General features: G+C 68.0%; 23 protein-coding genes. 14 read left to right on the forward strand and 9 right to left on the reverse strand.

Annotated elements, in window-relative coordinates; translation table 11 throughout:
- Positions 1-139: 139 nt before the first annotated feature.
- Complete coding sequence (gene putA / locus R2APBS1_RS01300; RefSeq protein WP_015446556.1) at positions 140-3,295, reverse strand: bifunctional proline dehydrogenase/L-glutamate gamma-semialdehyde dehydrogenase PutA; 3,156 nt, start codon at positions 3,293-3,295, stop codon at positions 140-142.
- A 248-nt stretch (positions 3,296-3,543) separates the two neighbouring features.
- On the opposite strand from putA, the gene R2APBS1_RS01305 reads away from it, so the two are divergent.
- The 5 genes from R2APBS1_RS01305 (at position 3,544) to R2APBS1_RS01325 (ending at position 7,804) form a co-directional block, all read left to right on the forward strand.
- Positions 3,544-3,984, forward strand: coding sequence for a DUF2244 domain-containing protein (locus R2APBS1_RS01305; protein ID WP_041676648.1), 441 nt, complete (start codon positions 3,544-3,546; stop codon positions 3,982-3,984).
- A 20-nt stretch (positions 3,985-4,004) separates the two neighbouring features.
- A complete protein-coding gene (gene coxB / locus R2APBS1_RS01310) occupies positions 4,005-4,916 on the forward strand; it encodes a cytochrome c oxidase subunit II (protein WP_015446558.1) in 912 nt (303 codons plus the stop codon).
- A gap of 72 nt (positions 4,917-4,988) precedes the next feature.
- Positions 4,989-6,605, forward strand: coding sequence for a cytochrome c oxidase subunit I (ctaD, locus tag R2APBS1_RS01315; protein ID WP_007514065.1), 1,617 nt, complete (start codon positions 4,989-4,991; stop codon positions 6,603-6,605).
- Positions 6,606-6,660: 55 nt separating this feature from the next.
- Positions 6,661-6,804, forward strand: coding sequence for a hypothetical protein (locus R2APBS1_RS01320; protein ID WP_015446559.1), 144 nt, complete (start codon positions 6,661-6,663; stop codon positions 6,802-6,804).
- A 112-nt stretch (positions 6,805-6,916) separates the two neighbouring features.
- On the forward strand, positions 6,917-7,804 hold the full coding sequence (locus tag R2APBS1_RS01325; protein WP_015446560.1) for a cytochrome c oxidase subunit 3: 888 nt from the start codon (positions 6,917-6,919) through the stop codon (positions 7,802-7,804).
- A 244-nt stretch (positions 7,805-8,048) separates the two neighbouring features.
- On the opposite strand, the gene R2APBS1_RS01330 is transcribed toward R2APBS1_RS01325, so the two are convergent.
- Complete coding sequence (locus tag R2APBS1_RS01330) at positions 8,049-8,264, reverse strand: twin transmembrane helix small protein (protein WP_007514059.1); 216 nt, start codon at positions 8,262-8,264, stop codon at positions 8,049-8,051.
- A 59-nt stretch (positions 8,265-8,323) separates the two neighbouring features.
- On the opposite strand from R2APBS1_RS01330, the gene R2APBS1_RS01335 reads away from it, so the two are divergent.
- From R2APBS1_RS01335 to R2APBS1_RS01365, 7 genes are all read left to right on the forward strand, one after another.
- Positions 8,324-9,055: an SURF1 family cytochrome oxidase biogenesis protein gene (locus R2APBS1_RS01335; RefSeq protein ID WP_041676649.1), complete on the forward strand. Its 732-nt coding sequence runs from the start codon at positions 8,324-8,326 to the stop codon at positions 9,053-9,055.
- Between the two features lie 25 nt (positions 9,056-9,080).
- Positions 9,081-9,650: a hypothetical protein gene (locus tag R2APBS1_RS01340; RefSeq protein ID WP_015446563.1), complete on the forward strand. Its 570-nt coding sequence runs from the start codon at positions 9,081-9,083 to the stop codon at positions 9,648-9,650.
- Positions 9,650-10,825 carry a COX15/CtaA family protein gene (locus tag R2APBS1_RS01345; RefSeq protein WP_015446564.1) on the forward strand — a complete coding sequence of 392 codons (1,176 nt, stop codon included), beginning with the start codon at positions 9,650-9,652 and terminating at the stop codon, positions 10,823-10,825. Before R2APBS1_RS01340 ends, R2APBS1_RS01345 begins: the two co-directional genes overlap by 1 nt.
- Position 10,826: 1 nt before the next feature.
- On the forward strand, positions 10,827-11,729 hold the full coding sequence (gene cyoE, locus R2APBS1_RS01350) for a heme o synthase (protein WP_015446565.1): 903 nt from the start codon (positions 10,827-10,829) through the stop codon (positions 11,727-11,729).
- Between the two features lie 294 nt (positions 11,730-12,023).
- Entirely contained in the window at positions 12,024-12,266 is a 243-nt protein-coding gene (locus R2APBS1_RS01355) for a hypothetical protein (RefSeq protein ID WP_007514053.1), read from the forward strand.
- A gap of 156 nt (positions 12,267-12,422) precedes the next feature.
- Positions 12,423-15,077 (forward strand): magnesium-translocating P-type ATPase, encoded by a 2,655-nt coding sequence (gene mgtA, locus R2APBS1_RS01360; RefSeq protein WP_015446566.1) that lies wholly within the window; start codon positions 12,423-12,425, stop codon positions 15,075-15,077.
- 21 nt (positions 15,078-15,098) lie between these two features.
- Complete coding sequence (locus R2APBS1_RS01365; RefSeq protein ID WP_007514051.1) at positions 15,099-15,755, forward strand: hypothetical protein; 657 nt, start codon at positions 15,099-15,101, stop codon at positions 15,753-15,755.
- Between the two features lie 23 nt (positions 15,756-15,778).
- On the opposite strand, the gene R2APBS1_RS01370 is transcribed toward R2APBS1_RS01365, so the two are convergent.
- The 4 genes from R2APBS1_RS01370 to R2APBS1_RS19475 all read right to left on the reverse strand — a co-directional run bounded on the left by R2APBS1_RS01370 (position 15,779) and on the right by R2APBS1_RS19475 (position 19,571).
- Complete coding sequence (locus R2APBS1_RS01370; RefSeq protein ID WP_007514050.1) at positions 15,779-16,774, reverse strand: bile acid:sodium symporter family protein; 996 nt, start codon at positions 16,772-16,774, stop codon at positions 15,779-15,781.
- A 10-nt stretch (positions 16,775-16,784) separates the two neighbouring features.
- Positions 16,785-17,405, reverse strand: coding sequence for a DedA family protein (locus R2APBS1_RS01375; protein WP_007514049.1), 621 nt, complete (start codon positions 17,403-17,405; stop codon positions 16,785-16,787).
- A 115-nt stretch (positions 17,406-17,520) separates the two neighbouring features.
- Positions 17,521-19,308, reverse strand: a complete 1,788-nt coding sequence (gene dnaG / locus R2APBS1_RS01380; RefSeq protein ID WP_015446567.1) for a DNA primase — start codon at positions 19,306-19,308, stop codon at positions 17,521-17,523.
- A gap of 92 nt (positions 19,309-19,400) precedes the next feature.
- A complete protein-coding gene (locus tag R2APBS1_RS19475) occupies positions 19,401-19,571 on the reverse strand; it encodes a DUF1328 domain-containing protein (RefSeq protein ID WP_007514046.1) in 171 nt (56 codons plus the stop codon).
- A 148-nt stretch (positions 19,572-19,719) separates the two neighbouring features.
- Here R2APBS1_RS19475 and R2APBS1_RS01390 point away from each other — a divergent pair, with 148 nt between their 5' ends.
- Positions 19,720-20,034 carry a hypothetical protein gene (locus R2APBS1_RS01390; RefSeq protein ID WP_007514044.1) on the forward strand — a complete coding sequence of 105 codons (315 nt, stop codon included), beginning with the start codon at positions 19,720-19,722 and terminating at the stop codon, positions 20,032-20,034.
- On the opposite strand, the gene R2APBS1_RS01395 is transcribed toward R2APBS1_RS01390, so the two are convergent.
- Both R2APBS1_RS01395 and rpsU read right to left on the reverse strand, forming a co-directional pair.
- Positions 20,012-20,458, reverse strand: a complete 447-nt coding sequence (locus tag R2APBS1_RS01395) for a GatB/YqeY domain-containing protein (protein ID WP_015446568.1) — start codon at positions 20,456-20,458, stop codon at positions 20,012-20,014. The genes R2APBS1_RS01390 and R2APBS1_RS01395 overlap by 23 nt on opposite strands.
- A 187-nt stretch (positions 20,459-20,645) precedes the next feature.
- Entirely contained in the window at positions 20,646-20,861 is a 216-nt protein-coding gene (rpsU, locus tag R2APBS1_RS01400; protein ID WP_007081639.1) for a 30S ribosomal protein S21, read from the reverse strand.
- A gap of 67 nt (positions 20,862-20,928) precedes the next feature.
- Between rpsU and tsaD the strand changes: the two genes are divergently transcribed.
- Positions 20,929-21,978: a tRNA (adenosine(37)-N6)-threonylcarbamoyltransferase complex transferase subunit TsaD gene (tsaD, locus tag R2APBS1_RS01405; protein ID WP_015446569.1), complete on the forward strand. Its 1,050-nt coding sequence runs from the start codon at positions 20,929-20,931 to the stop codon at positions 21,976-21,978.
- A 114-nt stretch (positions 21,979-22,092) separates the two neighbouring features.
- On the opposite strand, the gene R2APBS1_RS01410 is transcribed toward tsaD, so the two are convergent.
- Positions 22,093-22,812, reverse strand: coding sequence for a pseudouridine synthase (locus R2APBS1_RS01410; RefSeq protein WP_015446570.1), 720 nt, complete (start codon positions 22,810-22,812; stop codon positions 22,093-22,095).
- Between the last annotated feature and the right edge of the window lie 56 nt (positions 22,813-22,868).

Here is a 22,868-nt window from a genome sequence, read left to right on the forward strand (position 1 = left end):
GCCAACGCTCCGTGCCATGGCATGCAACGTACTCGCTGCATCGGCACCATGGCAATGCCGGAGCGCCCACGCACGCCAGCTTCGCCCAAACCGGGCTTGGGAGCGAGGGGGAAGGTGCGGGTTTTCCGAGCCCCGGCGCCTACTCCCCGATGGTCAGCAGCGACGCGTTGCCGCCGGCGGCGGTGGTGTTGATGGTGAGCGTGCGTTCGCCGGCGAAGCGCAAGAGGTAGTGCGGGCCGCCGGCCTTGGGGCCGGTGCCGGAGAGGCTTTCGCCGCCGAACGGCTGCACACCGACCACCGCGCCGATCTGGTTGCGGTTGACGTAGCAGTTGCCGACGCGGGCGTGGCTGCGGATGTATTCCACGGTGTCGTCGATGCGGCTGTGCACGCCGAGGGTGAGGCCGTAGCCGGTGGCGTTGATCTGCTCGACCACCTGGGCCAGTTCGCTGCCCTTCCAGCGCACGATGTGCAGCACCGGGCCGAACACTTCGCGGGTCAGCGTGGCCAGCGCGGGGATTTCGTAGGCGCGCGGGGCGAAGAAGGTGCCGTGGGCGGCGACCTCGGCGTCGAGCTTTGCTTCGGCGATCTTCTTCGCCTCCTTGTCCATGCGCGCGGCGTGCTCGACCAGGATCTGCTTCGCGTCTTCGTCGATCACCGGACCGACGTCGGTGGACAGCTGGCCGGGGTCGCCGACCTTCAGCTCGGCCATTGCGCCGGCGAGCATGCCGATCACCTTGTCGGCGATGTCCTCCTGCACGAACAGCACGCGCGCGGCCGAGCAGCGCTGGCCGGCGGACTGGAAGGCGGAGGCGATCACGTCCTTGACGATCTGCTCGGGCAGCGCGGAGGAGTCGGCGATCATCGCATTCTGCCCGCCGGTCTCGGCCACCAGCGCGGCGATCGGCGCATTGCGTGCGGCGAGCGTACGGTTGATCGCCCAGGCGGTTTCGGTGGAACCGGTGAAGGCCACGCCGGCCACGCGCGGATCGCGAGTGAGCGCGGCGCCGACCACGGCGCCGTCGCCGGGCAGGTACTGCAGCACGTCGAGCGGCACGCCGGCCTCGTGCAGCAGCTTCACCGCGGCGTAGCCGATCAGGCTGGTCTGCTCGGCCGGCTTGGCGATCACGCTGTTGCCGGCGGCCAGCGCAGCGCTGACCTGGCCCAGGAAGATCGCCAGCGGGAAGTTCCACGGGCTGATGCAGACGAACACGCCGCGGCCGTTGAGGAACAATTGATTGCTCTCGCCGGTGGGGCCGGGCAACTGCTCGGGCTGGCCGAACAAGCGGCGCGCCATCGTCGCGTAGTAGCGCAGGAAGTCGGCGGCCTCGCGGACCTCGGCGATCGCGTCGGGCAGGCTCTTGCCGGCCTCGCGCACGCACAGCGCGATGAACTCGGCGCGGCGTGCTTCGAGCTGCTCCGCCGCGTGTTCGAGAATCGCGGCGCGGCTGGCCGCGGGCAGGCGGTCCCAGCCGGGCTGGGTGGCGACGGCGTTGGCCAGCGCCTGGTCCACCAGCGCGGCGTCGGCGCTGACGTAGCTGCCCACGGCCTGGCGGCGGTCGGCCGGGTTGGTCACCGGCACGGTCGGGCCGTTGCCCTTGGCGCCGGGCACCAGCGGTTCGGCGGTCCACGGGCCGGCCTTGGTGGCGACCGCCTCGGCGAGGGCCTTCAGTTCGTTGTCGTTGGAGAAGTTGATGCCCATGGAATTCTTCCGCAGTTCGCCATAGAGGTTGACCGGCAAGGGGATGCGCGGGTGGGGAATGGACGCGAAGCGGCGCACCGTTTCGCACGGGTCGGCGACCAGCTCGCGCACCGGCAGGGTCTCGTCCACCACGCGGTTGACGAAGCTGGTGTTGGCGCCGTTTTCCAGCAGGCGGCGCACCAGGTACGGCAGCAGGTCCTCGTGGGTGCCGACCGGCGCGTACACGCGGCACGGCACGTTCAGGTTCTGCGGGCCGATCACCTCGGCGTACAGGTCGGTGCCCATGCCGTGCAGGCGCTGGAACTCGAACGGGCGGCCGCGCGCGATGTGGTGCACGGCGGCGATCGAGTGTGCGTTGTGGGTGGCGAACTGCGGATAGATCAGCTCGACCCCGGCGTCGAACAGCTTGCGCGCGCAGGCCAGGTAGGACACGTCGGTGTTCGGCTTGCGCGTGTACAGCGGGTAGCCGGCCAGGCCCTGTTCCTGCGCGCGCTTGATCTCGGCATCCCAGTAGGCACCCTTGACCAGGCGCACGTACCAGCGGCGGCCGGCAGCGCGCGCGGTCTCGACCAGCCAGTCGATCACGAACGGGGTGCGCTTGGAGTACGCCTGCACCACGATGCCGAGGCCGTTCCAGCCTTCCAGCGAGGGGTGCGCGAAGACGTCGCCGAGGATGTCCAGCGAGAGTTCGAGCCGGTCGGCTTCCTCGGCATCGACCGACAGCGCGATGCCCTGCTGCATCGCCAGCTGCGACAGCTCCAGCAGTTTCGCGGTCAGCATGCGGCGTGCGTCTTCGCGCTTGGCCACCTCGTAGCGTGGGTGCAGCGCGGACAGCTTGACCGAGATCGAGGGCGCATCGGTGTGGTTGGCGAACGGGCCGCGCGCGCCGATGCGGGCGATCGCGCGGCGGTAGTCTTCCTGGTAGCGCTCGGCGGTCTCGGCGGTGAGCGCGGACTCGCCCAGCATGTCGTAGGAGTAGCGGTAGACCGCGTATTCCTTCTTCGCGCAGCGGTCCAGCGCCTCGTCGATGCTGCGGCCCATCACGAACTGGTGGCCCATGATGCGCATCGCCTGGCGCACCGCCAGGCGGATCGCCGGCTCGCCGGCGCGGCCGACCAGCCGCTTCAGCGCGCCGGTGAAATCATGGCGGGTGTCCTCGGCGAGGTTCACCAGGCGGCCGGTGAGCATCAACCCCCAGGTCGAGGCGTTGACGAACAGCGATTCGCTCTGGCCCAGGTGCTTCTTCCAGTCCGCCTCGCCGAGCTTGTCGCGGATCAGCTTGTCGGCGGTGGCCTTGTCCGGGATGCGCAGCAGCGCCTCGGCCACGCACATCAGCAGTACGCCTTCCTCGGAGGACAGGTCGTACTGGCGCATGAAGGACTCGACCGCGCTCTGGTCCTTCGCACGTGCCCGCACGCGGGTGACCAGGCCGGCGGCGACGTCGATCACCTGCTCGCGCTCGGCTGGCGGCAGGGTGGCCTGGGTCAGCAGGTCGTTGACCGCTTCGGTCTCGTCGCGCAGCCAGGCGGCGGTGATGCGCGCGCGGGCCGGCGTGCCGTCGGCGGGGAGTTCGGGGTGGAGAATGGCTTGGGTCACGGGCTTGTCGCTGGGATGCGCGGAGGCGGAGGAGAACGCGGAATTGTACGCGTGCCGTGCAATGCGCGGGAGCCGAAGCCGTCGCCGGGGTGCAACCCTTCAACGCAACACGATTCCTTGATCCAGGTCAAGCCGGTGCGACATTGTTGCCCGTTGCGCCGCCGCGGCCTATCATTCCGGCGTTCCAGGCACGCCGGATCTCCATGATCGTGCTTCGACCAGCTACCGCCGGCTTGCCCCGCGTGACGATGTGGCTCAAGCCCAACCGCACGCTCAGCCGGCGCGGTCTGTGTCGGCTGATCGTGGTTCTGGCGGCGCTGGTGCTGATGACGGCTGGACTGGTGGCGTGGCAGGGGAATGTGTTCGCTCCGCTGTTTGCCCTGATGGAATCCGTTGCCATGGCCATTGCCTTGCGCGTGGCCTGGCGGGCCGGCGATCGCAGCGAGCGCATCACCCTCGACGCCGAGTCGCTGGAGGTGCAATCCCTGCCGGGCCGGCGCTGCACGCGTTTCCCGTCGTACTGGGTGCGCGTGTTGCTGGAGCCGGGCAGCGGGCGTCAGCGGTTGTTGCTGTCGTCGCATGGACGCGAGCTGGAGATCGGCGCTTTCCTGGCGGAACAGGAACGCACCGCGCTGTCGAAGAAACTCATGGTGTTGCTGGCCGACTTCAACGGACAGCCACGCAAGTAGGTTCAACAAAGGTGCAAGACATGACATCTGGCGGCATCAGGCGATCATTCACGGCAGCGGCGGCTCTGGCCCTTGCCTCGTTCGGCAGCGTGGCGCTGGCCGCCCCCGGTCCGTGGCAGCTGAACCTGCAGCGCGGCGCGAGTACCTGGTCGTCGGTGCCGTACCACCTGAACAACGTGGCGCTGGCCGTGTGCACGGTGATCGGCGTGCTGGTGTTCGGCGCGATGTTCATCGCCATGTTCCGCTTCCGCAAATCGCGCGGCGCGGTGGCCGAGAAGTGGTCGCACAACACCACCGTGGAGGTGGTCTGGACCACCATCCCGGTGCTGATCCTGATCACCCTGGCCTATCTGGCCACCAGCGGCCTGACCACCTGGGCCGACACCACCGGTTCGCAGATGACCGTCAAGGTCACCGGCTACCAGTGGAAGTGGCGCTACGACTATGTCGACTACCTGGGCAAGTCGATCGACAAGGTCGGCTTCATGTCCAAACTGGATACGCGCAGCGACCAGACCCGCCAGCTCGGTTCGGGCATGGACCCGTACGCGGTCAAGGTCGGCGACGAGAACACCTACCTGCTCGACGTCGACAAGCCGCTGGTGGTGCCAGTGGACACCAAGATCCGCTTCGTGATCACCAGCGGCGACGTGATCCACTCCTGGTGGGTGCCGGCGACGGGCTGGAAGATCGACGCGATCCCCGGAATCATCAATGCGGCGTGGGCCAACTTCACCACGCCGGGCACCTATCGCGGGCAGTGCGCCGAATTGTGCGGCCAGGACCACGGCTTCATGCCGATCGTGGTGGTGGTGAAGTCGAAGGCCGATTTCGCCAAGTGGCTGGCCGGGCAGGAGGCGCAGTCCGCCGCGCCCGCCGCCGCGCCGCAAACCGCGCAGGTCGCCGCCCCGGTCACCGGCAAGCAGGGCTGAGGCCGTTTGCCGCCCGTCCGGCACAGGTTTTTTTGCAGTCGCATTCCATTTTCAGGTTAGAGGTGCAAGGCCATGTCCTACGCAGCCACCCATGATCAGCACGACGATCACCACGGCGCGCCGAAAGGTTTCTTCCAGCGCTGGTGCATGTCCACCAACCACAAGGACATCGGCACGCTGTATCTGATTTTCTCGCTGACGATGCTGTTCATCGGCGGCAGTTTCGCCATGCTGATCCGCGCCGAGCTGTTCAAGCCGGGCATGCAGCTGATGCAGCCGTATTTCTTCAACGAAATGACGGCGATGCACGCGCTGGTGATGATTTTCGGCGCGATCATGCCGGCCTTCGTGGGCCTCGGCAACTGGATGATCCCGCTGATGGTCGGCGCGCCGGACATGGCGCTGCCGCGCATGAACAACCTGTCGTTCTGGATCCTGCCGTTCGCGTTCGTGCTGCTGCTGTCCACCCTGTTCCTGCCCGGTGGCGGCCCGGCCGGCGGCTGGACCATGTACCCGCCGCTGTCGTTGCAGAGCGGTTCGCTGGCCTATGCGGTGTTCGCGATCCACCTGATGGGCATCAGCTCGATCATGGGTGCGATCAACATCATCGCCACCATCCTCAACATGCGCGCGCCCGGCATGGACCTGATGAAGATGCCGGTGTTCGTGTGGAGCTGGCTGATCACCGCGTTCCTGCTGATCGCGGTGATGCCGGCGCTGGCCGGTGCGGTGACCATGCTGCTCACCGACAAGTACTTCGGCACCAACTTCTTCAACCCCGGCGGCGGCGGCGACCCGGTGCTGTACCAGCACATCTTCTGGTTCTTCGGCCACCCCGAAGTCTACATCATGATCCTGCCCGCGTTCGGGATCATCTCGGAGATCGTGCCGACCTTCGCGCGCAAGCCGATCTTCGGCTACAAGGCGATGGTGTTTGCGATTGCCTGCATCGCGTTCCTGTCGTTCATCGTGTGGGCGCACCACATGTTCGCGGTGGGCCTGCCGCTGGGCGCCGAAGTCTTCTTCATGTACGCCACCATGCTGATCTCGGTGCCGACCGGCGTGAAGGTGTTCAACTGGGTGGCCACCATGTGGGGCGGCTCGATGACGTTCGAGACGCCGATGCTGTTCGCCATCGCCTTCATCATCCTGTTCACCATCGGCGGCTTCTCCGGCCTGATGATGGCGCTGGTGCCGGCCGACTTCCAGTATCACGACACCTACTTCATCGTGGCGCATTTCCACTACGTGCTGGTCACCGGTGCGCTGTTCGCGATCATCGGCGCCGCGTACTACTGGATGCCGAAGTGGACCGGCAACATGTACAACGAGTTCTGGGGCAAGGTGCACTTCTGGAACAGCGTGATCTGGGTCAACGTGCTGTTCTTCCCGCAGCACTTCCTGGGCCTGGCCGGCATGCCGCGCCGCATCCCCGACTACAACGTGGCGTTCGCCAACTTCAACATGATCAGCTCGATCGGCGGCTTCCTGTTCGGCGCCACCCAGCTGATCTTCGTGGGCGTGTTGATCCACTGCGTGTTCTTCTCGAAGAAGAAGGCCACCGACCGCGTATGGGAAGGGGCCAAGGGCCTGGAGTGGACCATCCCGTCGCCGGCGCCGCACCATACCTTCGAAGTGCCGCCGGTGATCAACGACGATGAACTGGCCCACGGCCACGTCAACGATTGACCGTCCATCCAGCATGCCGGCCGCGCAGCCGGCATGCTCTCGGGAGCAAACTGACATGGCGCAGCAGACGATTCATGCGGCAACGGCCCAGCCGGACGGGAAAGCCCGTCGCGGCGTGCGGCGCACGGTCACGATACTTGCCGTGGTCGCACTGGCGGTCTACCTGTCGACGTTCCTGCAGATTCTGCTGATGAAATAGCATTCCGCGCGTTCCACGTGTCCTTCCACCGGCCGGGTTCGACGACCGGCGTGCAGTTCCCCGGTCGCTGCGACGGGGCAAAGTCATCAAGAGACATCCACGGGGTTACACCATGGGTCAGCAACACGACGCTTATTTCGTTCCGACCAAGAGCTACTGGCCGTTCGTGGCCGCAGTGGTCATGTTCACCACCGTGTTCGGTGCCGCGCACTGGTTGAACGCGGATCCCGGCGAGAGCGGCTTCGGCAAGTCCGTACTGACCATCGGCGTGCTCGGCGTGCTCGGCATGTTCTTCGGCTGGTTCCGCTCGGTGATCAACGAGTCGCTGGCCGGCAGCTACAACCACCAGGTGGACACCTCGTTCCGCATGGGCATGATGTGGTTCATCTTCTCCGAGGTGATGTTCTTCGGCGCGTTCTTCGGTGCGTTGTTCTACGTGCGCATGTTCTCGGTGCCGTGGCTCGGCGGCCACGGCCACGGCGTGCTGACCCACGAGTTCCTGTGGAGCGACTACACCGCGGCCTGGGGCGCCAATGGCGGCAACGGCCCGGAACAGGCCGGCGGTGCGTTCCGCACCGTGCCGGCGTGGGGGCTGCCGTTGCTGAACACGCTGATCCTGCTCACCTCCAGCGTCACCGTGACCATCGCGCACCATGCGCTGCGCGCCGGCCACCGCGGCAAGATCCTGCTGTTCCTGGGCCTGACCGTGCTGCTCGGTGCCACCTTCCTGTACTTCCAGGCACACGAGTACATCGAGGCGTACAAGGAACTGAACCTGACCCTGCACAGCGGCGTCTACGGCTCGACCTTCTTCCTGCTCACCGGTTTCCACGGCCTGCATGTGACGCTGGGCACGATCATGCTGGCGGTGATCTGGCTGCGCGTGCTGAAGGGTCACTTCAACAAGGAGCACCACTTCGGCTTCGAGGCCGTGGCGTGGTACTGGCACTTCGTCGACGTGGTCTGGCTGGGCCTGTTCATGTTCGTGTATATACTTTGACTGTACGCGACGTCCTGTCGCGAAGGGCGAAGGTCAAGAAACCGGCCATCCTTGGCCGGACTATTCAAAAAGGCAGGACTTCACGCGACGTCCTGTCGCGGAGAGCGAAGGTCAAGAACCGGCCATCCGTGGCCGGACTCTTCAAAAAAGCGTCGCTCCGGTGAAGTTCAGATGCGAAGAAGCCCGCCGGATGGCGGGCTTCTTCTTTTGGCGGCGAACAGTCAGTGTGTCGTGGCGGTTACAATCACTGGCCGACGTCGTGCGGGTGCAGCCAGCCCATCCAGATGCCGAATGCGACCATGGCGATGAACAGCAGCGACAGGCCGATGCGACGGGTCAGCGCCCACACGGTGCGCTTGTCGTCGTCCTTGTCGGTCATCATGAAGTACAGCGCCTGGCCGAGGCTGAAGATCACCACCAGCAGCACCACGACCAGCGCAATTTTATAGATGGTTTCCACGTGATTGATCCGATCCAGTTCGACATGGCGAGTATAGCGGCCGCCGGCAGGCGCCCGGCGTGAGCGGATTCCGTCGTCCGTCATGGTGGGCGCTGCTGCTGACTTTGGCCGGAGCGCTGCTGTTCGTGCGCCTGGGCGTCTGGCAGCTGCATCGCGCCGACTTCAAGGAAGACCTTCTGCGACGGTATGCCGCGGCCGCTGCGGCGCCGCTGCAGGACTTTGCCGGGGTCGCCGACACGCCGCCGGCGGACGGCTTTCCGCGGGTGAAGGTCGACGGCCACTACCTGGCCGACCGCGTATACCTGCTGGACAACCCGAAGCACGACCGCCGCGGCGGCGTGCAGGTGTACGCGCCGCTGGCGCTGGACGGCCACTCGCCGCTGCTGCTGGTCGACCTTGGTTTCCTGCCCGGCAACGGCAGCGACAAGTCGCCTCAGGTACCGCCGCTGCCGACCGGCAAGGTGAGCCTGCAGGGGCTGTACGTGCCGCCGCCGCCGGTCGGTTTCGAGATGGGCGGCAATGCGCTGGCGCGGCAGACGCAGTGGCCGAAGAGCTCGATCTTCCTGGACCCCGCGCAGGTCGCTGCCGACCTCGGGCGGGGGCTGTATCCGCGCGTGCTGGCGCTGGATCCCGATCCGGCGGCGATCTACGAGCGCGAGCGCAACCTCGATTTTTCCTCGATGCCGCCGGCGCGGCATCGCGCCTATGCGTTCCAGTGGTTCACTTTCGCGCTCGCTGCGGTGGTGATCCTGCTGGTCGTCCATCGCAAGCGCAAGCCGCGCCAATCCTAGATTCCACGAAGGTCGATGAAGTCCGATGAAAGCTGCCGATCCCGCCGCCGTGCGCAAGAGCCGACTCTTCCTGCTGCTGATCGTGCTGGCGTTCGTCGCGCCGATGATCGCCGCCGGCCTGCTCAGCTGGAGCGGCTGGCAGCCCGGCACCAAGGGCAACGGCGAACCAATCCTGCCGCAGCGCAATTTCGTCGCCGAGCAGTTGCGCGTGCAGCTGGCGAATGGCCAGCCCTACGCTTGGCGCGACAGCCAGCCGCGGCTGACCCTGGTGGCGCTGGCCGGCCCCGGCTGCGCCGCGCGCTGCCTGGCTACGTTGACCAACATGGCCGCGGCGCGGGTCACGCTGAACCGCAACCAGTCGCGGCTGCGCCTGCTCTACCTGGGTGCGCCGCCCGTGGACGATGCGCGCGACGGCATGCGCAACTACTGGCAGCTTGGCACCGACGTCGACGGCAAGCTGGCCGGGTTTCGGCCGGACGCGCCGGACAGCGTGAGCGCGCTGCTGGTGGAGTCCAACGGCACCGCGTTGTCGCTGTATCGCGTCGGCTTCGATCCGAACGGCTTGCGCAAGGACCTGCAGAAGGTGATCAAGTGATGTCGTCGCATGCGCCGCGGGTGTTGCGCTGGCTGGCCCTGTTCGCGGCGGTGTTCGCGTTCGGGCTGGTGATGTTCGGTGCGTTCGTGCGGCTGTCCAACGCCGGCCTGTCCTGCCCGGACTGGCCGACCTGCTACGGCCAGGTGACCTGGCCGCAGCATGCGCAGGCGGTGGCGCATGCCGACGCGGCGTTCCCGGATCGCCCGTACGAGGCGCACAAGGCCTGGCGCGAGCAGGTGCACCGCTTCCTCGCCGGCACGCTCGGCGTGCTGGTGCTGCTGCTGGCGCTGATCGCCGGCTGGCGCCGGCGCGGCACGTTGCTGGCGGTGGTCGGCGGCGCCGTGTTCGCGGCGCTCGGGGTGGGCCTGTACATGCGCGGCGAACACTTGTGGTCGTCGCTGCTGGCGGCCTGTGCGATCGTGCTGCCGCTGCTCGCCGCGCTCCGGCTGCCGCGGCCCGGCGCGTGGAAGATCTGCGTGCTGGCGCTGGCGGTGATCATCTTCCAGGCGATGCTCGGCATGTGGACGGTGACCTTGCTGCTCAAGCCGGTGGTGGTGATGGGCCACCTGCTCGGTGGCATGAGCACGTTCGCGCTGCTGGCCTACGCCGCGCTGCGTTTCGCCGGCGTGGCGGCGCCGGACGACGGTCTTGCCGACCTGCGCCGGCTGGTGGCGATCGGCATCATGTTGCTGCTGTGCCAGATCGCGCTGGGCGGCTGGACCTCGGCGAACTACGCCGCGCTGGCCTGCGGCTACGGCCCGGGCTCGTTCCCCGAGTGTCTCGGCCAGTGGGCGCCGCCCACCGATTTTCGCGAGGGCTTCGTGCTGTGGCGCGGGATCGGCGTGAACTACGAGGGCGGCGTGCTCGACATGGCCGCGCGCAGCGCGATCCAGATCGCGCACCGCATCGGCGCGCTGGTGGTGTTCTGCTACCTCGGCTGGCTGGCGGTCCGCACGGCGCGGCATGGCCTGCGCGCGCTGGGCCTGGCGATCGCGCTGGCGCTGGCGGGCCAGGTGCTGCTGGGTATCAGCAACGTGTACTTCGGTCTGCCGCTGGCGGTGGCGACCGCGCACAATGGTGTGGCGGCGCTGCTGCTGACCACCCTGCTGGCCACGCTGGCGCGCACGCAGCGGCGGCATGACGAATCGATGTTCCTGTCGTTGGGGCGGCACTGAAATGAGCGTTCTTCACGAGTACCTGCTGTTGACCAAACCGCGCATCGTCGCCTTGCTGGTGTTCTGCGCGGTGATCGGCATGTTCCTCGCTGTGCCCGGCATGCCGCCGTGGCGCGCGCTGGTGTTCGGCACGCTGGGCATCTGGCTGGCCTCGTCCTCGGCGGCCGCGTTCAACCAGCTGATCGACCAGCGCATCGACAAGGTGATGGTGCGCACGGCGCACCGGCCGCTGGCCACCGGGCATCTCAACGCGCGCCAGGTGTTCGTGTTCGCGCTGGCGCTAGGCATCGCCTCGATGCTGGTGCTGGTGCTGTGGGTCAACACGCTGACCGCGGTGCTGACCTTTGCCGGGCTGATCGGTTATGCGGTGATCTATACCGCGTTCCTCAAGCGCGCCTCGCCGCAGAACATCGTGATCGGCGGCCTCGCGGGCGCGATCCCGCCGGTGCTGGGCTGGACCGCGGTCACCGGCGCGCTGCACCCGTACGCGCTGCAGCTGTGCCTGATCATCTTCGTGTGGACGCCGCCGCACTTCTGGGCGCTGGCGATCTTCCGCCGCGACGACTACTCGCGCGCGCAGGTGCCGATGCTGCCGGTGACCCACGGCGTGGTGTTCACCCGCTGGCACATCCTGTTCTACACCGTGCTGCTGGTGCTGGTGACCCTGCTGCCGGTGCTGACCGGGATGAGCGGCCTGGTCTACCTGGGTGGCGCCGCGGTGCTGGGCGGCGCGTTCCTGTATTACGCGGTGCGCCTGCTTAACCCGCCGGATGAGCTGTACGCGATGAAGGTGTTCAGCTACTCCATCGTCTACCTGATGGCACTGTTCGCGTTCCTGCTGGTCGACCACTGGCTGCTGCCGCCGCTGGTGCCTTCCGGCCCGCCGCCGGTGCCGTTCGGCTGAGCAGCGATCGTGCGAACTTTCGTCGCCGCAGGCATTGACAGCACGCTGCTGCAGCACAACAATGCGCGCGCCATCCGGCGCGCTCGCGCCGGCCGGCTCCCTGTCCTGACTAACCAAGGCATATGGACGTTTACCCTAGTCGCAACGTCGACATCCGCTCGCATCGGGTGCCGGCATTGCATAACAAGCTGATGATCTGCGGCGACCGCCTGCGGTCGGCCGGCGCTTTCCTCGACTAGGGAAGACCGGCCCACCTCCTCCGGCGCCGCGGGCGCCGTAACGAGGAGATGGGCTATGAAGCTCCTTCGCGATTCCGTTTTGCTGCGCATGCTGCGCCGGCTGCTGGCTGGCCGCCGCGAGGCCGTGCGCGCCACCTACACCATCACCGTGCCCGCCCCGCTGGAGCGGTCGGCCGGCAGCAACGTGGTCGAACTGCACCGCCGCGCCGACGCCGGCGGCCGCACGTCGGCGGCAACGAAGGCCCGCGGCGACGCGCTGCCATCCTCCGGCCATCTCGCACTGGTATCCAGTCGCTGATGGTCGCCATGACGTCATGCAAGGGATGGCCTCCGCCAGTGGCGGAACCGTTCCGGCCGCATGCGCGGCCAGGCACACCGGCGCCGGCGAAGTTGGCGGATTGATTCCGCGGACTCGCATCGGCGGCAGGCATCGGCGAATTCACGGAAGCGGGTCATGATCAAGCAATCCATCCAGGGTGCCCTGCCGAGGGCGGCCGACAGGGGTGCGTCGGCACCCTTGCACGTGGCGGTGGCGCAGGAGGCATTCCGCGCGAACAGCGAACTGCTGGCGTCGCTGGAGACCACCCCGGCCGGTCTCGACGAGGAACAGATCGAGGCGCGGCTGCATCGCGACGGCATCAACGAGGTTTCGTACGAGAAGCCGCCGCACTGGTCGCGGCAATTGCTGCGTGCGTTCAAGAACCCGTTCATCATCGTGCTGCTGGTGCTGGCGGTGGTGCAGATGTTCGCCACGCCGGATGACCTGTCCGGGCCGATCATCATTGCGGCGATGGTGGGCATCAGCGTGCTGCTGAGCTTCACTCAGGAGTACCGCTCCTCGAAGGCGGCGGAGAAGCTGAAGGCGATGGTGCGCAACACCGCCACGGTGACGCGGCGCGCCTCCGACGGCCACAGCGAGCGCATCGAGGTGCCGGTGGGCGAGCTGGTCGCCGGCGACATCGTGCACCTGGCCGCGGGCGACATGGTGCCCGCCGACCTGCGCCTGCTGCATGCGAAGGACCTGTTCATCAGCCAGGCGATCCTCACCGGCGAGTCGTTGCCGGTGGAGAAGGCCGCGCCGGGAGCGCACGGCGCGGCCGAGGCGGACCACGCCAATCCGCTGGACCTGCCGACGATCTGCTACATGGGCACCAACGTGGTCAGCGGCACCGCCACCGCGGTGGCGGTGGCGACCGGCCCGCGCAGCTATCTCGGCTCGCTGGCGCACAGCATCGTGGGCCAGCGCGTGCAGACCAGCTTCGACCGCGGCGTGAACAGCGTCAGCTGGCTGCTGATCCGCTTCATGGCGGTGATGGTGCCGGTGGTGTTCCTGATCAACGGCTTCGACAAGCACGACTGGCTGCAGGCGTTCATGTTCGCGCTGTCGGTGGCGGTCGGCCTCACCCCGGAGATGCTGCCGCTGATCGTCACCGCGAACCTGGCCAAGGGCGCGCTGGCGATGTCCCGGCGCAAGGTGGTGGTGAAGCGGCTCAACGCGATCCAGAACTTCGGCGCGATGGACGTGCTGTGCACCGACAAGACCGGCACCTTGACGCTGGACAAGATCGTGCTGGAGCGGCATCTCGACCTGCACGGCGAGGAGTCCGACGAGGCGCTGGAATACGGCTACCTCAACAGCCGCTTCCAGACCGGCCTGAAGAACCTGATGGACAAGGCGGTGCTGGCGCATCGCGACCTGGAGCCGGCCGCGGCGCACTACCGCATCGTCGACGAGATCCCGTTCGACTTCCAGCGCCGGCGCATGTCCGTCGTGCTCGGCAACGGCGACGGCCACGACCTGATCGTGTGCAAGGGCGCGGTGGAGGAGATGCTGTCGATCTGCACCTGGGCGAAGACCGGCGACCAGATCGTGCCGATGACCGACGCGCAGCGCGACGAGATCAAGGAGATGACGCGCGGGCTCAATGAGGACGGCCTGCGCGTGCTGGTGGTGGCGGTGAAGCAGCAGCCGCCGGCCGGGCGTCCGTACGGCGTCGCCGACGAGAGCGGGCTGACCGCGGTGGGTTGCCTGGCCTTCCTCGATCCGCCGAAGGATTCGGCGGCCACCGCGATCGCCGCGCTGCATCACCATGGCGTGCAGGTGAAGGTGATCACCGGCGACAACGAGGCGGTGACGCGCAAGATCTGCCGCGAAGTGGGGCTGGACGTGGAGCATTCGGCGCAGGGCCGGCAGATCGAGCCGCTGGACGATGCGGCGCTGGACGAGCTGGTCAAGCGCACCACCGTGTTCGCCAAGATGTCGCCGCTGCAGAAGGCGCGCGTGGTGAAGTCGCTGCAGCGCCAGGGCCACACGGTGGGCTTCCTCGGCGACGGCATCAACGACGCGCCGGCGCTGCGCGAGGCGGACGTGGGCATCTCGGTGGATACCGCCACCGACATCGCCAAAGAATCGGCCGACATCATCCTGCTCGAAAAGAACCTGATGGTGCTGGAGGAGGGCGTGATCGAGGGCCGCATCACCTTCGGCAACATCATCAAGTACATCAAGATGACCGCCAGCTCGAACTTCGGCAACATGTTCTCGGTGCTGGTGGCGAGCGCGTTCCTGCCGTTCCTGCCGATGCTGCCGCTGCAGATCCTGGTGCTGAACCTGCTGTACGACATCTCGCAGCTGTCGATCCCGTTCGACCGCATGGACGACGAGTACCTGCGCAAGCCGCGCAAGTGGGACGCCAGCGATATCGGCCGCTTCATGGTGTGGATCGGCCCGGTCAGCTCGATCTTCGACATCACCACGTTCCTGCTGCTGTGGCACGTGTTCGGCGCGAACTCGATGGCGCACCAGCCGTTCTTCCAGTCCGGCTGGTTCATCGAGAGCCTGCTGACGCAGACGCTGATCGTGCACATGATCCGCACGCGCCGGATCCCGTTCCTGCAGAGCATCGCCTCGGCCCCGGTGCTGGCGCTGACCACCGCGGTCATCCTGATCGGCCTGTTTGTGCCGTTCACCGGGCTGGGCGCCAAGATCGGCATGGTAGCGCTGCCGCCGGCGTTCTTCGGCTGGGTGGCGCTGACCGTGCTCACCTACGGCGTGCTGACCCAGCTGATGAAGCTGGTGTACATCCGCCGCTACGGCCGCTGGCTGTGACCATGGCCGGGAGCAGCGACCATGCGCCGCCTTGCCGTGTCATTCGTGGTGGCTGCCATGCTGCTGTCGCCGTGTGCGGCGCGGGCGGGAACCAGTCTGCTGGTAGATGACGCCGGCACCCTGCCGGATGGCCGCTGCCAGCTCGAATCCTGGCTGCGCTTGCGCGGCGGTGGCGAGGCCACGGCCGTGCCGGCCTGCGGCCTGGGCGGGGTGGAGTACAGCCTGGGCGGCAGCGCCAACGCCGGGGCGCCGTCGGGGCCGTGGCTGAGCGCTGGCCTCAAGCGCACGCTGCGCGACATGGACGAAGCCACCCCGGGCGTCGCCGTTTCGCTGGGCGGCAGCTGGCGCCGCTCCGATCACCGCCTGGCGGCGGGCACGGCCAACCTCGTCGTCAGCCTGCCGCTGGATCCGTCCTGGACCGTGCACGTCAACATGAGCTGGAACACCGCACGCGGCGGGCCGCCGTGGCCGGGCGGCGGCGTGGGCATGCAGTACGCACTGGGAGCGCACTGGAGCGGCCTCGCCGAGCTCTATGCCGCGCGCGGCGCCGGTGGCACGGCTCAGGCCGGGCTGCGGCGGTCGTTTGCGCGCGGTCTCAGCTTCGAGCTGCTCGCCGGCCACGACCGCGACGGGCACTGGCTCACCTTCGGCTTCAACTACGCGCCGGGCGACTCCTGACGGCCGGGCGAGCGGCGCCGGCGTCAGTCCGCTTCCAGCGTGTCATCCGTCACCGCCGCCCGCGTGGCGTAGCGCTGCGCCACCACCGCGCACACCATCAGCTGCAACTGGTGGAAGATCATCAGCGGCAGCACCAGCGCGCCGAGGCCGCCGAGCTGGCCGGCGAACAGGATTTTCGCCATCGGGATGCCGCTGGCCATGCTCTTCTTGGAGCCGCAGAACACGATGGTGATCTCGTCCTCGCGCGAAAAGCCGAGCCGGCGCGCGGCCCAGCTCAGCGTCGGCATCACCAGCGCCAGCAGCAGCGCGCACATCGCCAGGGTGGCGAGCAGCGCCGAGACCGGCGTGTCGCGCCACAGGCCGCCGACCACAGCGGCGCTGAACGCGGTGTACACCACCAGCAGGATCGTGCCCTGGTCGGTGTAGCCGAGCAGCGGCTTGTGGCGGTCGACCCAGCCGCCGATCCAGCGTCGCGCGGCATGGCCGAGCGCAAACGGCAGCAGCAGTTGCAGCATGATGTCCAGCACGCCCCGCCACGAGGCGCCGCCGCCGTGGCTGGCCAGCAGCAGGCCGACCAGCAGCGGGGTCAGCACGATGCCGATGAGGTTCGACATCGACGCGCTGACCACCGCGGCGGAGACGTTGCCGCCGGCGATCGAGGTGAACGCGATCGACGACTGCACGGTGGACGGCAGCGTGCAGACGAACAGCACGCCGAGGTACAGCTCCGGCGTCAGCAGCACCTGTCCGAGCGGCCGCAGCGCCAGCCCCAGCAGCGGGAACAGTACGAAGGTGCCGGCGAATACGGTCAGGTGCAGTCGCCAGTGGGTCAGCCCCTGCATGATCGCCGCGCGCGGCAGCTTGGCGCCGTGCAGGAAGAACAGCAACGCGATCGCCGCATCGGTGATCGCGTCGAAGACCTGCGCGGTGCCGTCGCGGCAGGGCAGCAGCGAGGCCAGCGCCACGGTGGCGAGCAAGGCGAGGGTGAACTTGTCCGGACGGACGCGGCGCGGCGACATGTGGAACCGCTCAATCCAGCCCGCAGCGCGTGCGCCGCCGATGCTTCCACCACAGCACCAGTACGGTCAGCAGCAGCAGCCCGATCAGCACCCACAGGCTGCTCTGGCCACGGTGCATCCATTTCACCAGCCACTCGTGGTTGTTGGCGCCGAAGTAGCCCAGGTAGACCCAGAACGGCACGCTGATCAGCGCCGCCATGGTGTCGATCAGCAGAAAGCGTAGGAACGACACCCGGTGGGTGGTGCCGGCGGTGAGGTAGACGGTGGTGCGCATGCCGGGCAGGAAGCGCGCGAAGAACAACATGCGGTTGCCGTAGTGGTCGAACTTCTCCTGCACCTTGACGTAGCGCGACGGGGTCAGCACGCGCGCCACGAAGCGCCATTGCAGGATGCGTGCGCCGTAGTGGTGGCCGAGCAGGAAGATGGCGCAGTCGCCCAGCAGCACGCCGAACATGGTCAGTGCGAACATCACGTGCACGTTCGCGTAGCCGAGCCCGGCGATCACGCCGCCGGCGACCAGGGTGATGTCTTCCGGCAGCGGCAGGCCGGCACCGCAGATCATCAGCGCGATGAACACGGCCACGTAGCCGTTCTCGGCGAAGATCGTCACCAGTTGCTGCAGCAGATCCATCAGTGTCCTTGCGCTTGGTGCGGATCCTGCCCGGCCGCAGCCCGGCAGGATCCCGCAGCCGGATGGAATCCGGCGGCCGGTGCAGGGCGGGCGGGCAGGCGGCACATCATCGCGGTCAGGCCGAGGCCACCGGCGGCCGCACGCGGGCAGCCAGCAGCTCGCGCAACTCCGTCTTCTCGGAGGGGTCCAGCGCCGCCTCGCGGCTCTTCGCGGTGAGTGCATCGCGGCGCTGGGTGATGGCCTGGTCTTCCATCCGCGCCAGCGCATCGAAGAATTCGCTGCGCTGCGCCTCCAGCTCGCCCACCGCCAGCGCCGCCATCAGCTTCTGCAGCGAAGGGTATTCCGGCCGCTCGGCGAAGTGCTCCACCAGCATCGCGGAGTTGATGCCGGGACGCGCGCGTGCGAGGTCGAGCAGTTCGGCCAGCAGTTCCACGCCGGGCTTGTCCAGGCGCAGGAAGCGGTAGGGCTTCTCCACCTGGTCGGCCATGCCCGGCTGCGCCAGCAGCAGCGAGATCGCGCTGCGCACCAGGCTGCGCTGCACTGCCGTGGGTCGCTGCATGGCGCGGTGGGCGGCGGGGTCGGCCTGCAGCACCGCGCGGGCACCGCTGCGCTTCTCCAGCTCCTGCGCCATCAGGTCGCGGAACGCGCCGTCGGGCAGTTTCGCGATCAGCGGGCGCGCGCGCTCGGCCAGCCGGGCGCGGCCGTCGAGGCTGGCCATGTCGACGTCGTGCGACAGTTCATTGAAGAAATAGTCCGACAGCGGCATCGCGTCCCTGATGCGTTGCTCGAAGCCGGCCTTGCCTTCCTTGCGCACCAGCGAATCCGGATCCTCGCCGTCGGGCAGGAACAGGAAGTACGCCTGGCGGCCGTCGCGCAGCCGCGGCAGCGCGGATTCCAGTGCCTTCCACGCCGCCGCGCGGCCGGCGCGGTCGCCATCGAAGCAGAACACCACGTCCGGCGCGGCGCGGAACAGCACCTCGGTGTGCTCGGGCGTGGTCGCCGTGCCCAGCGTGGCTACCGCAATCGGCAGCCCGGCCTGGTGCAGTGCGATCACGTCCATATAGCCCTCGACCACCACGATGCGAGCCAGCGTCGGGTTGGCCTGCTTCACCTGCCACAGCGCGAACAGCTCGCGGCCCTTGTGGAACAGCGGGGTTTCCGGCGAGTTGAGGTACTTGGGGCCGTCGCTTTTGCGCGCGTCCTGCGTGCGAGCATCAGGCGCCGGCGATCCCTCGCCGGACCGTTCGATAATCCGCCCGCCGAACGCGATGACGCGGTCGCGGCGATCGAGGATCGGAAACATCAGCCGTTCGCGGAAACGGTCGTACTTGCTGCCGCGCTCGCTCGAGGCGACCATGCCGGCCTCGTTCAGCAGCTCCATCCGCCGCGGCGTGTTGCCCAGCGCCTTGATCACACCGTCGTAGCCGGCCGGCGCCCAGCCGAGGCGGAAGCGCCGGATCGTCTCCGCGTCCAGCCCGCGCTTCCTGCAGTACGCCTGGGCGTCGGCATTGCGCGGCAGCTCGCCCTCGTACCAGGCCGCGGCGGCGTCGAGCAGCGCGTAAAGGTCGGTCTTGTCCTCGCGCGGCGCCGCCTCGCGGCCGCCCTCGCGCGGCACGGTCAGGCCCACCGTCTGCGCCAGTTCCTCCACCGCGTCCGGAAACTCCAGCCGCTCGTAGTCCATCAGGAACTTCACCGCGCTGCCGTGTGCACCGCAGCCGAAGCAGTGGAAGAACTGCTTGGCCGGGCTGACATAGAACGACGGCGTACGCTCGTTGTGGAACGGGCAGCACGCGGTCCACTCGCGCCCGGCCTTCTTCAGCGGCACGCGCCGCTCGATCACGTCGACGATGTCGACGCGGGCAAGCAGTTCGTCGATGAAGCTGTCGGGAATCAGGCCGCGCATAGACCGCCTAGTCTAGTCGGTCGCCGCCGGGGAGGCTCGGGCGGATTGCGCTGGGCTGAGGCGAAATGTCGCAGGCAGGGCGGCGAGCAAGCCTAGAACAGGCTGATCACGCCGATCAGCGCCAGCACGGCCAGCAGGAACAGGATCACGAAGCACGCGAACAGCACCTTGGCGATGGTGGCGGTCACGCCGGCGACACCGCCGAAACCGAGCCAGCCGGTGACCAGCGAAATGATGGCGAAGATGATGGCCCACTTCAGCATGCGTTTCTCCTGCAGCGACGATCGCCCGTGCGGCGGGAGCCGCGAGTCAGGCTGTTGTAGCGGGACGGGCGTGAACGCGATGCATGGCGCCTTGCCAGTGCGGGCGCGGCGCGGCAAGCTTCCAGGCCGGCGCCGGGAGTGACGAATCATGGTGATCAGTACGGTGATGATGCTGAGGCAGCGCGCGATTGTGCGCGCGTTCGAGCGGGCCGCCGCCACTACCGCGGCAACCGCCTGCACGGCGCAGCAGCTGGAACTGAAACCGGGCATGGCCTGGCACCGGCTGGTCGTCCTTGCGGTGCTGCGTTGCCCGGGCGAGGGCCGCTATTTCCTCGACGTGGCGAACTGGCAGCGGTTGCGCCGGCGTCGCCATTGCATCGCGCTGGCGGTGGTCGCCGGCGTGCTGGTGCTGCTGGGGTTGCTGCTGGTGGCCGGCACGCTCAGCCGGCCAGGCGCGCCTTGATCTTGCCCGAGACCACGCCCATGTCGGCGCGGCCGGCGGCCTTTTCCTTCACCGCGGCCACCACCTTGCCCATGTCGCGCGGCGAGCTGGCGCCGGTGTCGGCGATCGCGGCGCTGATCAGGGCATCGATCTCGGCGTCGCCGAGCTTGGCCGGCAGATAGCCCTCGATCACCGTCATCTCGGCGCGTTCCACGTCGGCCAGGTCCTCGCGGCCGGCGGCGGCGTACTGGCTGACCGAGTCCTTGCGCTGCTTCAGCATCTTCTCCAGCACGCCGAGCAGCTGCGCGTCGTCCAGCTCGATGCGCTCGTCCACTTCGCGCTGCTTGATCGCCGCCAGCATCAGCCGGATCACGCCCAGCCGCTGCTTGTCGCCGCCGCGCATGGCGGTCTTCATGTCTTCGGTGATCTGCTGCTTGAGCGTCATGGCGGGAGCCTCGGGATCGGGTGGGTCATTCTACGGAAACGACAAAGCCGGCGTTGTCCTGGGGACAACACCGGCCGAGGTCGAATCCGGAGTGCTTGCGGCGGCTGCGAGAACCCGCGCCGACCGTGTTTCCTGCATGCGCCGCGTGAAGACGCGGGCGGCCCGCCGATGAACGGCGAGCGGAAACTCAGTACAGGCGGACCTTGCGCGAGACGTCGCGCGACAGCCGGCGCAGGTGGCGCTTCACCGCGGCGGCACGCTTGCGCTTGCGCTCCTGGGTCGGCTTTTCGTAGAACTCGCGCTTGCGCGTTTCAGCCAGCACGCCGGCCTTCTCGCAGGTACGCTTGAAACGACGCAGTGCGATCTCGAACGGCTCGTTCTCGCGAACTTTTACGTTGGGCATGGAAACTCCGAGTGGTAATCTGCCCCGATGACGGGACTGTTGAACAGGGCGAGCCGCGAAGTATACCGTGGAAACTGACGAACTTTCAAAGCCCGTGCTGGGCATCGAGACCTCCTGCGACGAGACCGGGGTGGCGCTGCTGCGCTGGGAGCCGGACGCGCCGGGCCGCGGCCTGCTGGCGCACACCCTGTACAGCCAGATCAAGCTGCACGCCGACTACGGCGGGGTGGTGCCGGAACTGGCCAGCCGCGACCACGTGCGCAAGCTGCTGCCGCTGATCCGCGAGGCGCTGGCCCAGGCCGGCTTGGGCGTGCGCGACCTGGGCGGGGTGGCCTACACCGCCGGCCCCGGCCTGGTCGGCGCCCTGCTGGTGGGGGCCTCGGTCGGGCGCGCGCTGGCCTGGGCGCTGGGCGTGCCGGCGATCGGGGTGCACCACATGGAAGGCCACCTGCTGGCGCCGCTGCTGGAGGCCGATCCGCCGGAGCCGCCGTTCGTGGCCCTGCTGGTTTCCGGCGGTCACTCGATGCTGGTCGAGGTCAAGGCGATCGGCCGCTACACGATCCTGGGCGACACCCTGGACGACGCCGCCGGCGAGGCGTTCGACAAGACCGCCAAGCTGATGGGTCTGCCCTACCCCGGCGGCCCGGCGCTGGCGAAGCTGGCCGCGCAGGGCATGGCCGGCGCGTTCCGCTTCTCCCGCCCGATGACCGACCGGCCGGGGCTGGATTTCAGCTTCTCCGGCCTGAAGACCCAGGTGCTGCTGGCCTGGCAGAAGTCGGATCAAGGCGAGCAGACCCGCGCCGACGTCGCCCGCGCATTCGAGGAGGCGATCGTCGACACGCTGGTCATCAAGTGCCGTCGCGCGCTGGAGGCCACCGGCACGCAGCGGCTGGTGATTGCCGGCGGCGTGGGTGCGAACCGCCACCTGCGCAGCGAGCTGGCCAAAGCCGGCGAAAAGGATGGTTTCCGGGTGTATTTCCCGCGGCTGGACTTCTGCACCGACAACGGCGCGATGATCGCGCTGGCCGGCGCGATCCGCCTGGCCAGCGGCCAGCGTCAGGACGAGACCGTGCAAGTGCGGCCGCGCTGGGATTTGCAGAGCCTGCCCGCCGCCTGAGGCTTGCCGGTGCCACTCCCTCCCCTGCTTGCAGGGGAGGGTTGGGGTGGGGTGATTTGCAGCAAGAGCCTCACCCCCTCCCAGCCTCCCCCTGCAAGCAGGGGGAGGCGAGAATCACCATTGAGTGCGCCCGGGCAACAGCCCCTTCAACTCGGCCTCGGTGAGGTTGCGCCACTGGCCGACCTTGAGGTGGCCGAGCTTCACGTTGACGATGCGCACGCGGCGCAATTGCGTGACCCGGTAGCCGAACGCGGCAGCCATCAGGCGGATCTGCCGGTTCAGGCCCTGGGTCAGCACGATCGAGAAGCCGAACCTGGCGATGCGGCGGGTGCGGCAGGGTCGGGTCATCTGGCCGTGGATGCGCACGCCCTTGGCCATGCCGGCCAGGAATTCGTCGGTGACCGCCTTGTTCACGCCGACCAGGTATTCCTTCTCGTGGTGGTTTTCCGCGCGCAGGATCTCGTTGACGATGTCGCCGTTGCTGGTCAGCAGGATCAGCCCTTCGGAATCCTTGTCGAGCCGGCCGACCGGGAAGATCCGCTGCGGGTGGTCGACGAAGTCCACGATGTTGCCGGACACGCCCGGATCGGTGGTGCAGGTGATCCCGACCGGTTTGTTCAGCGCGATGTAGACGGCCTTCTTCGCCGCCGGCGTGGCGGCCAGCATGCGCGCCTTGACGATCTCGCCGTCCACGCGCACCTCGTCGCCGTCCAGCGCCTTGGCACCGGTGGTGACTACCGCGCCGTTGATGCTGACGCGCCCGGCCAGCAGCAGCTCGTCCGCCTCGCGGCGCGAGCACAGGCCGGTTTCGCTGATGTATTTGTTGACGCGCATTTCCACCCTCGATGCAGGGGTGCACCCTGTGCGCGATGGCTCTTCGTCACGTCATG

It is taken from the genome of Rhodanobacter denitrificans, assembly GCF_000230695.2.
Taxonomy (GTDB): Bacteria; Pseudomonadota; Gammaproteobacteria; order Xanthomonadales; family Rhodanobacteraceae; genus Rhodanobacter; species Rhodanobacter denitrificans.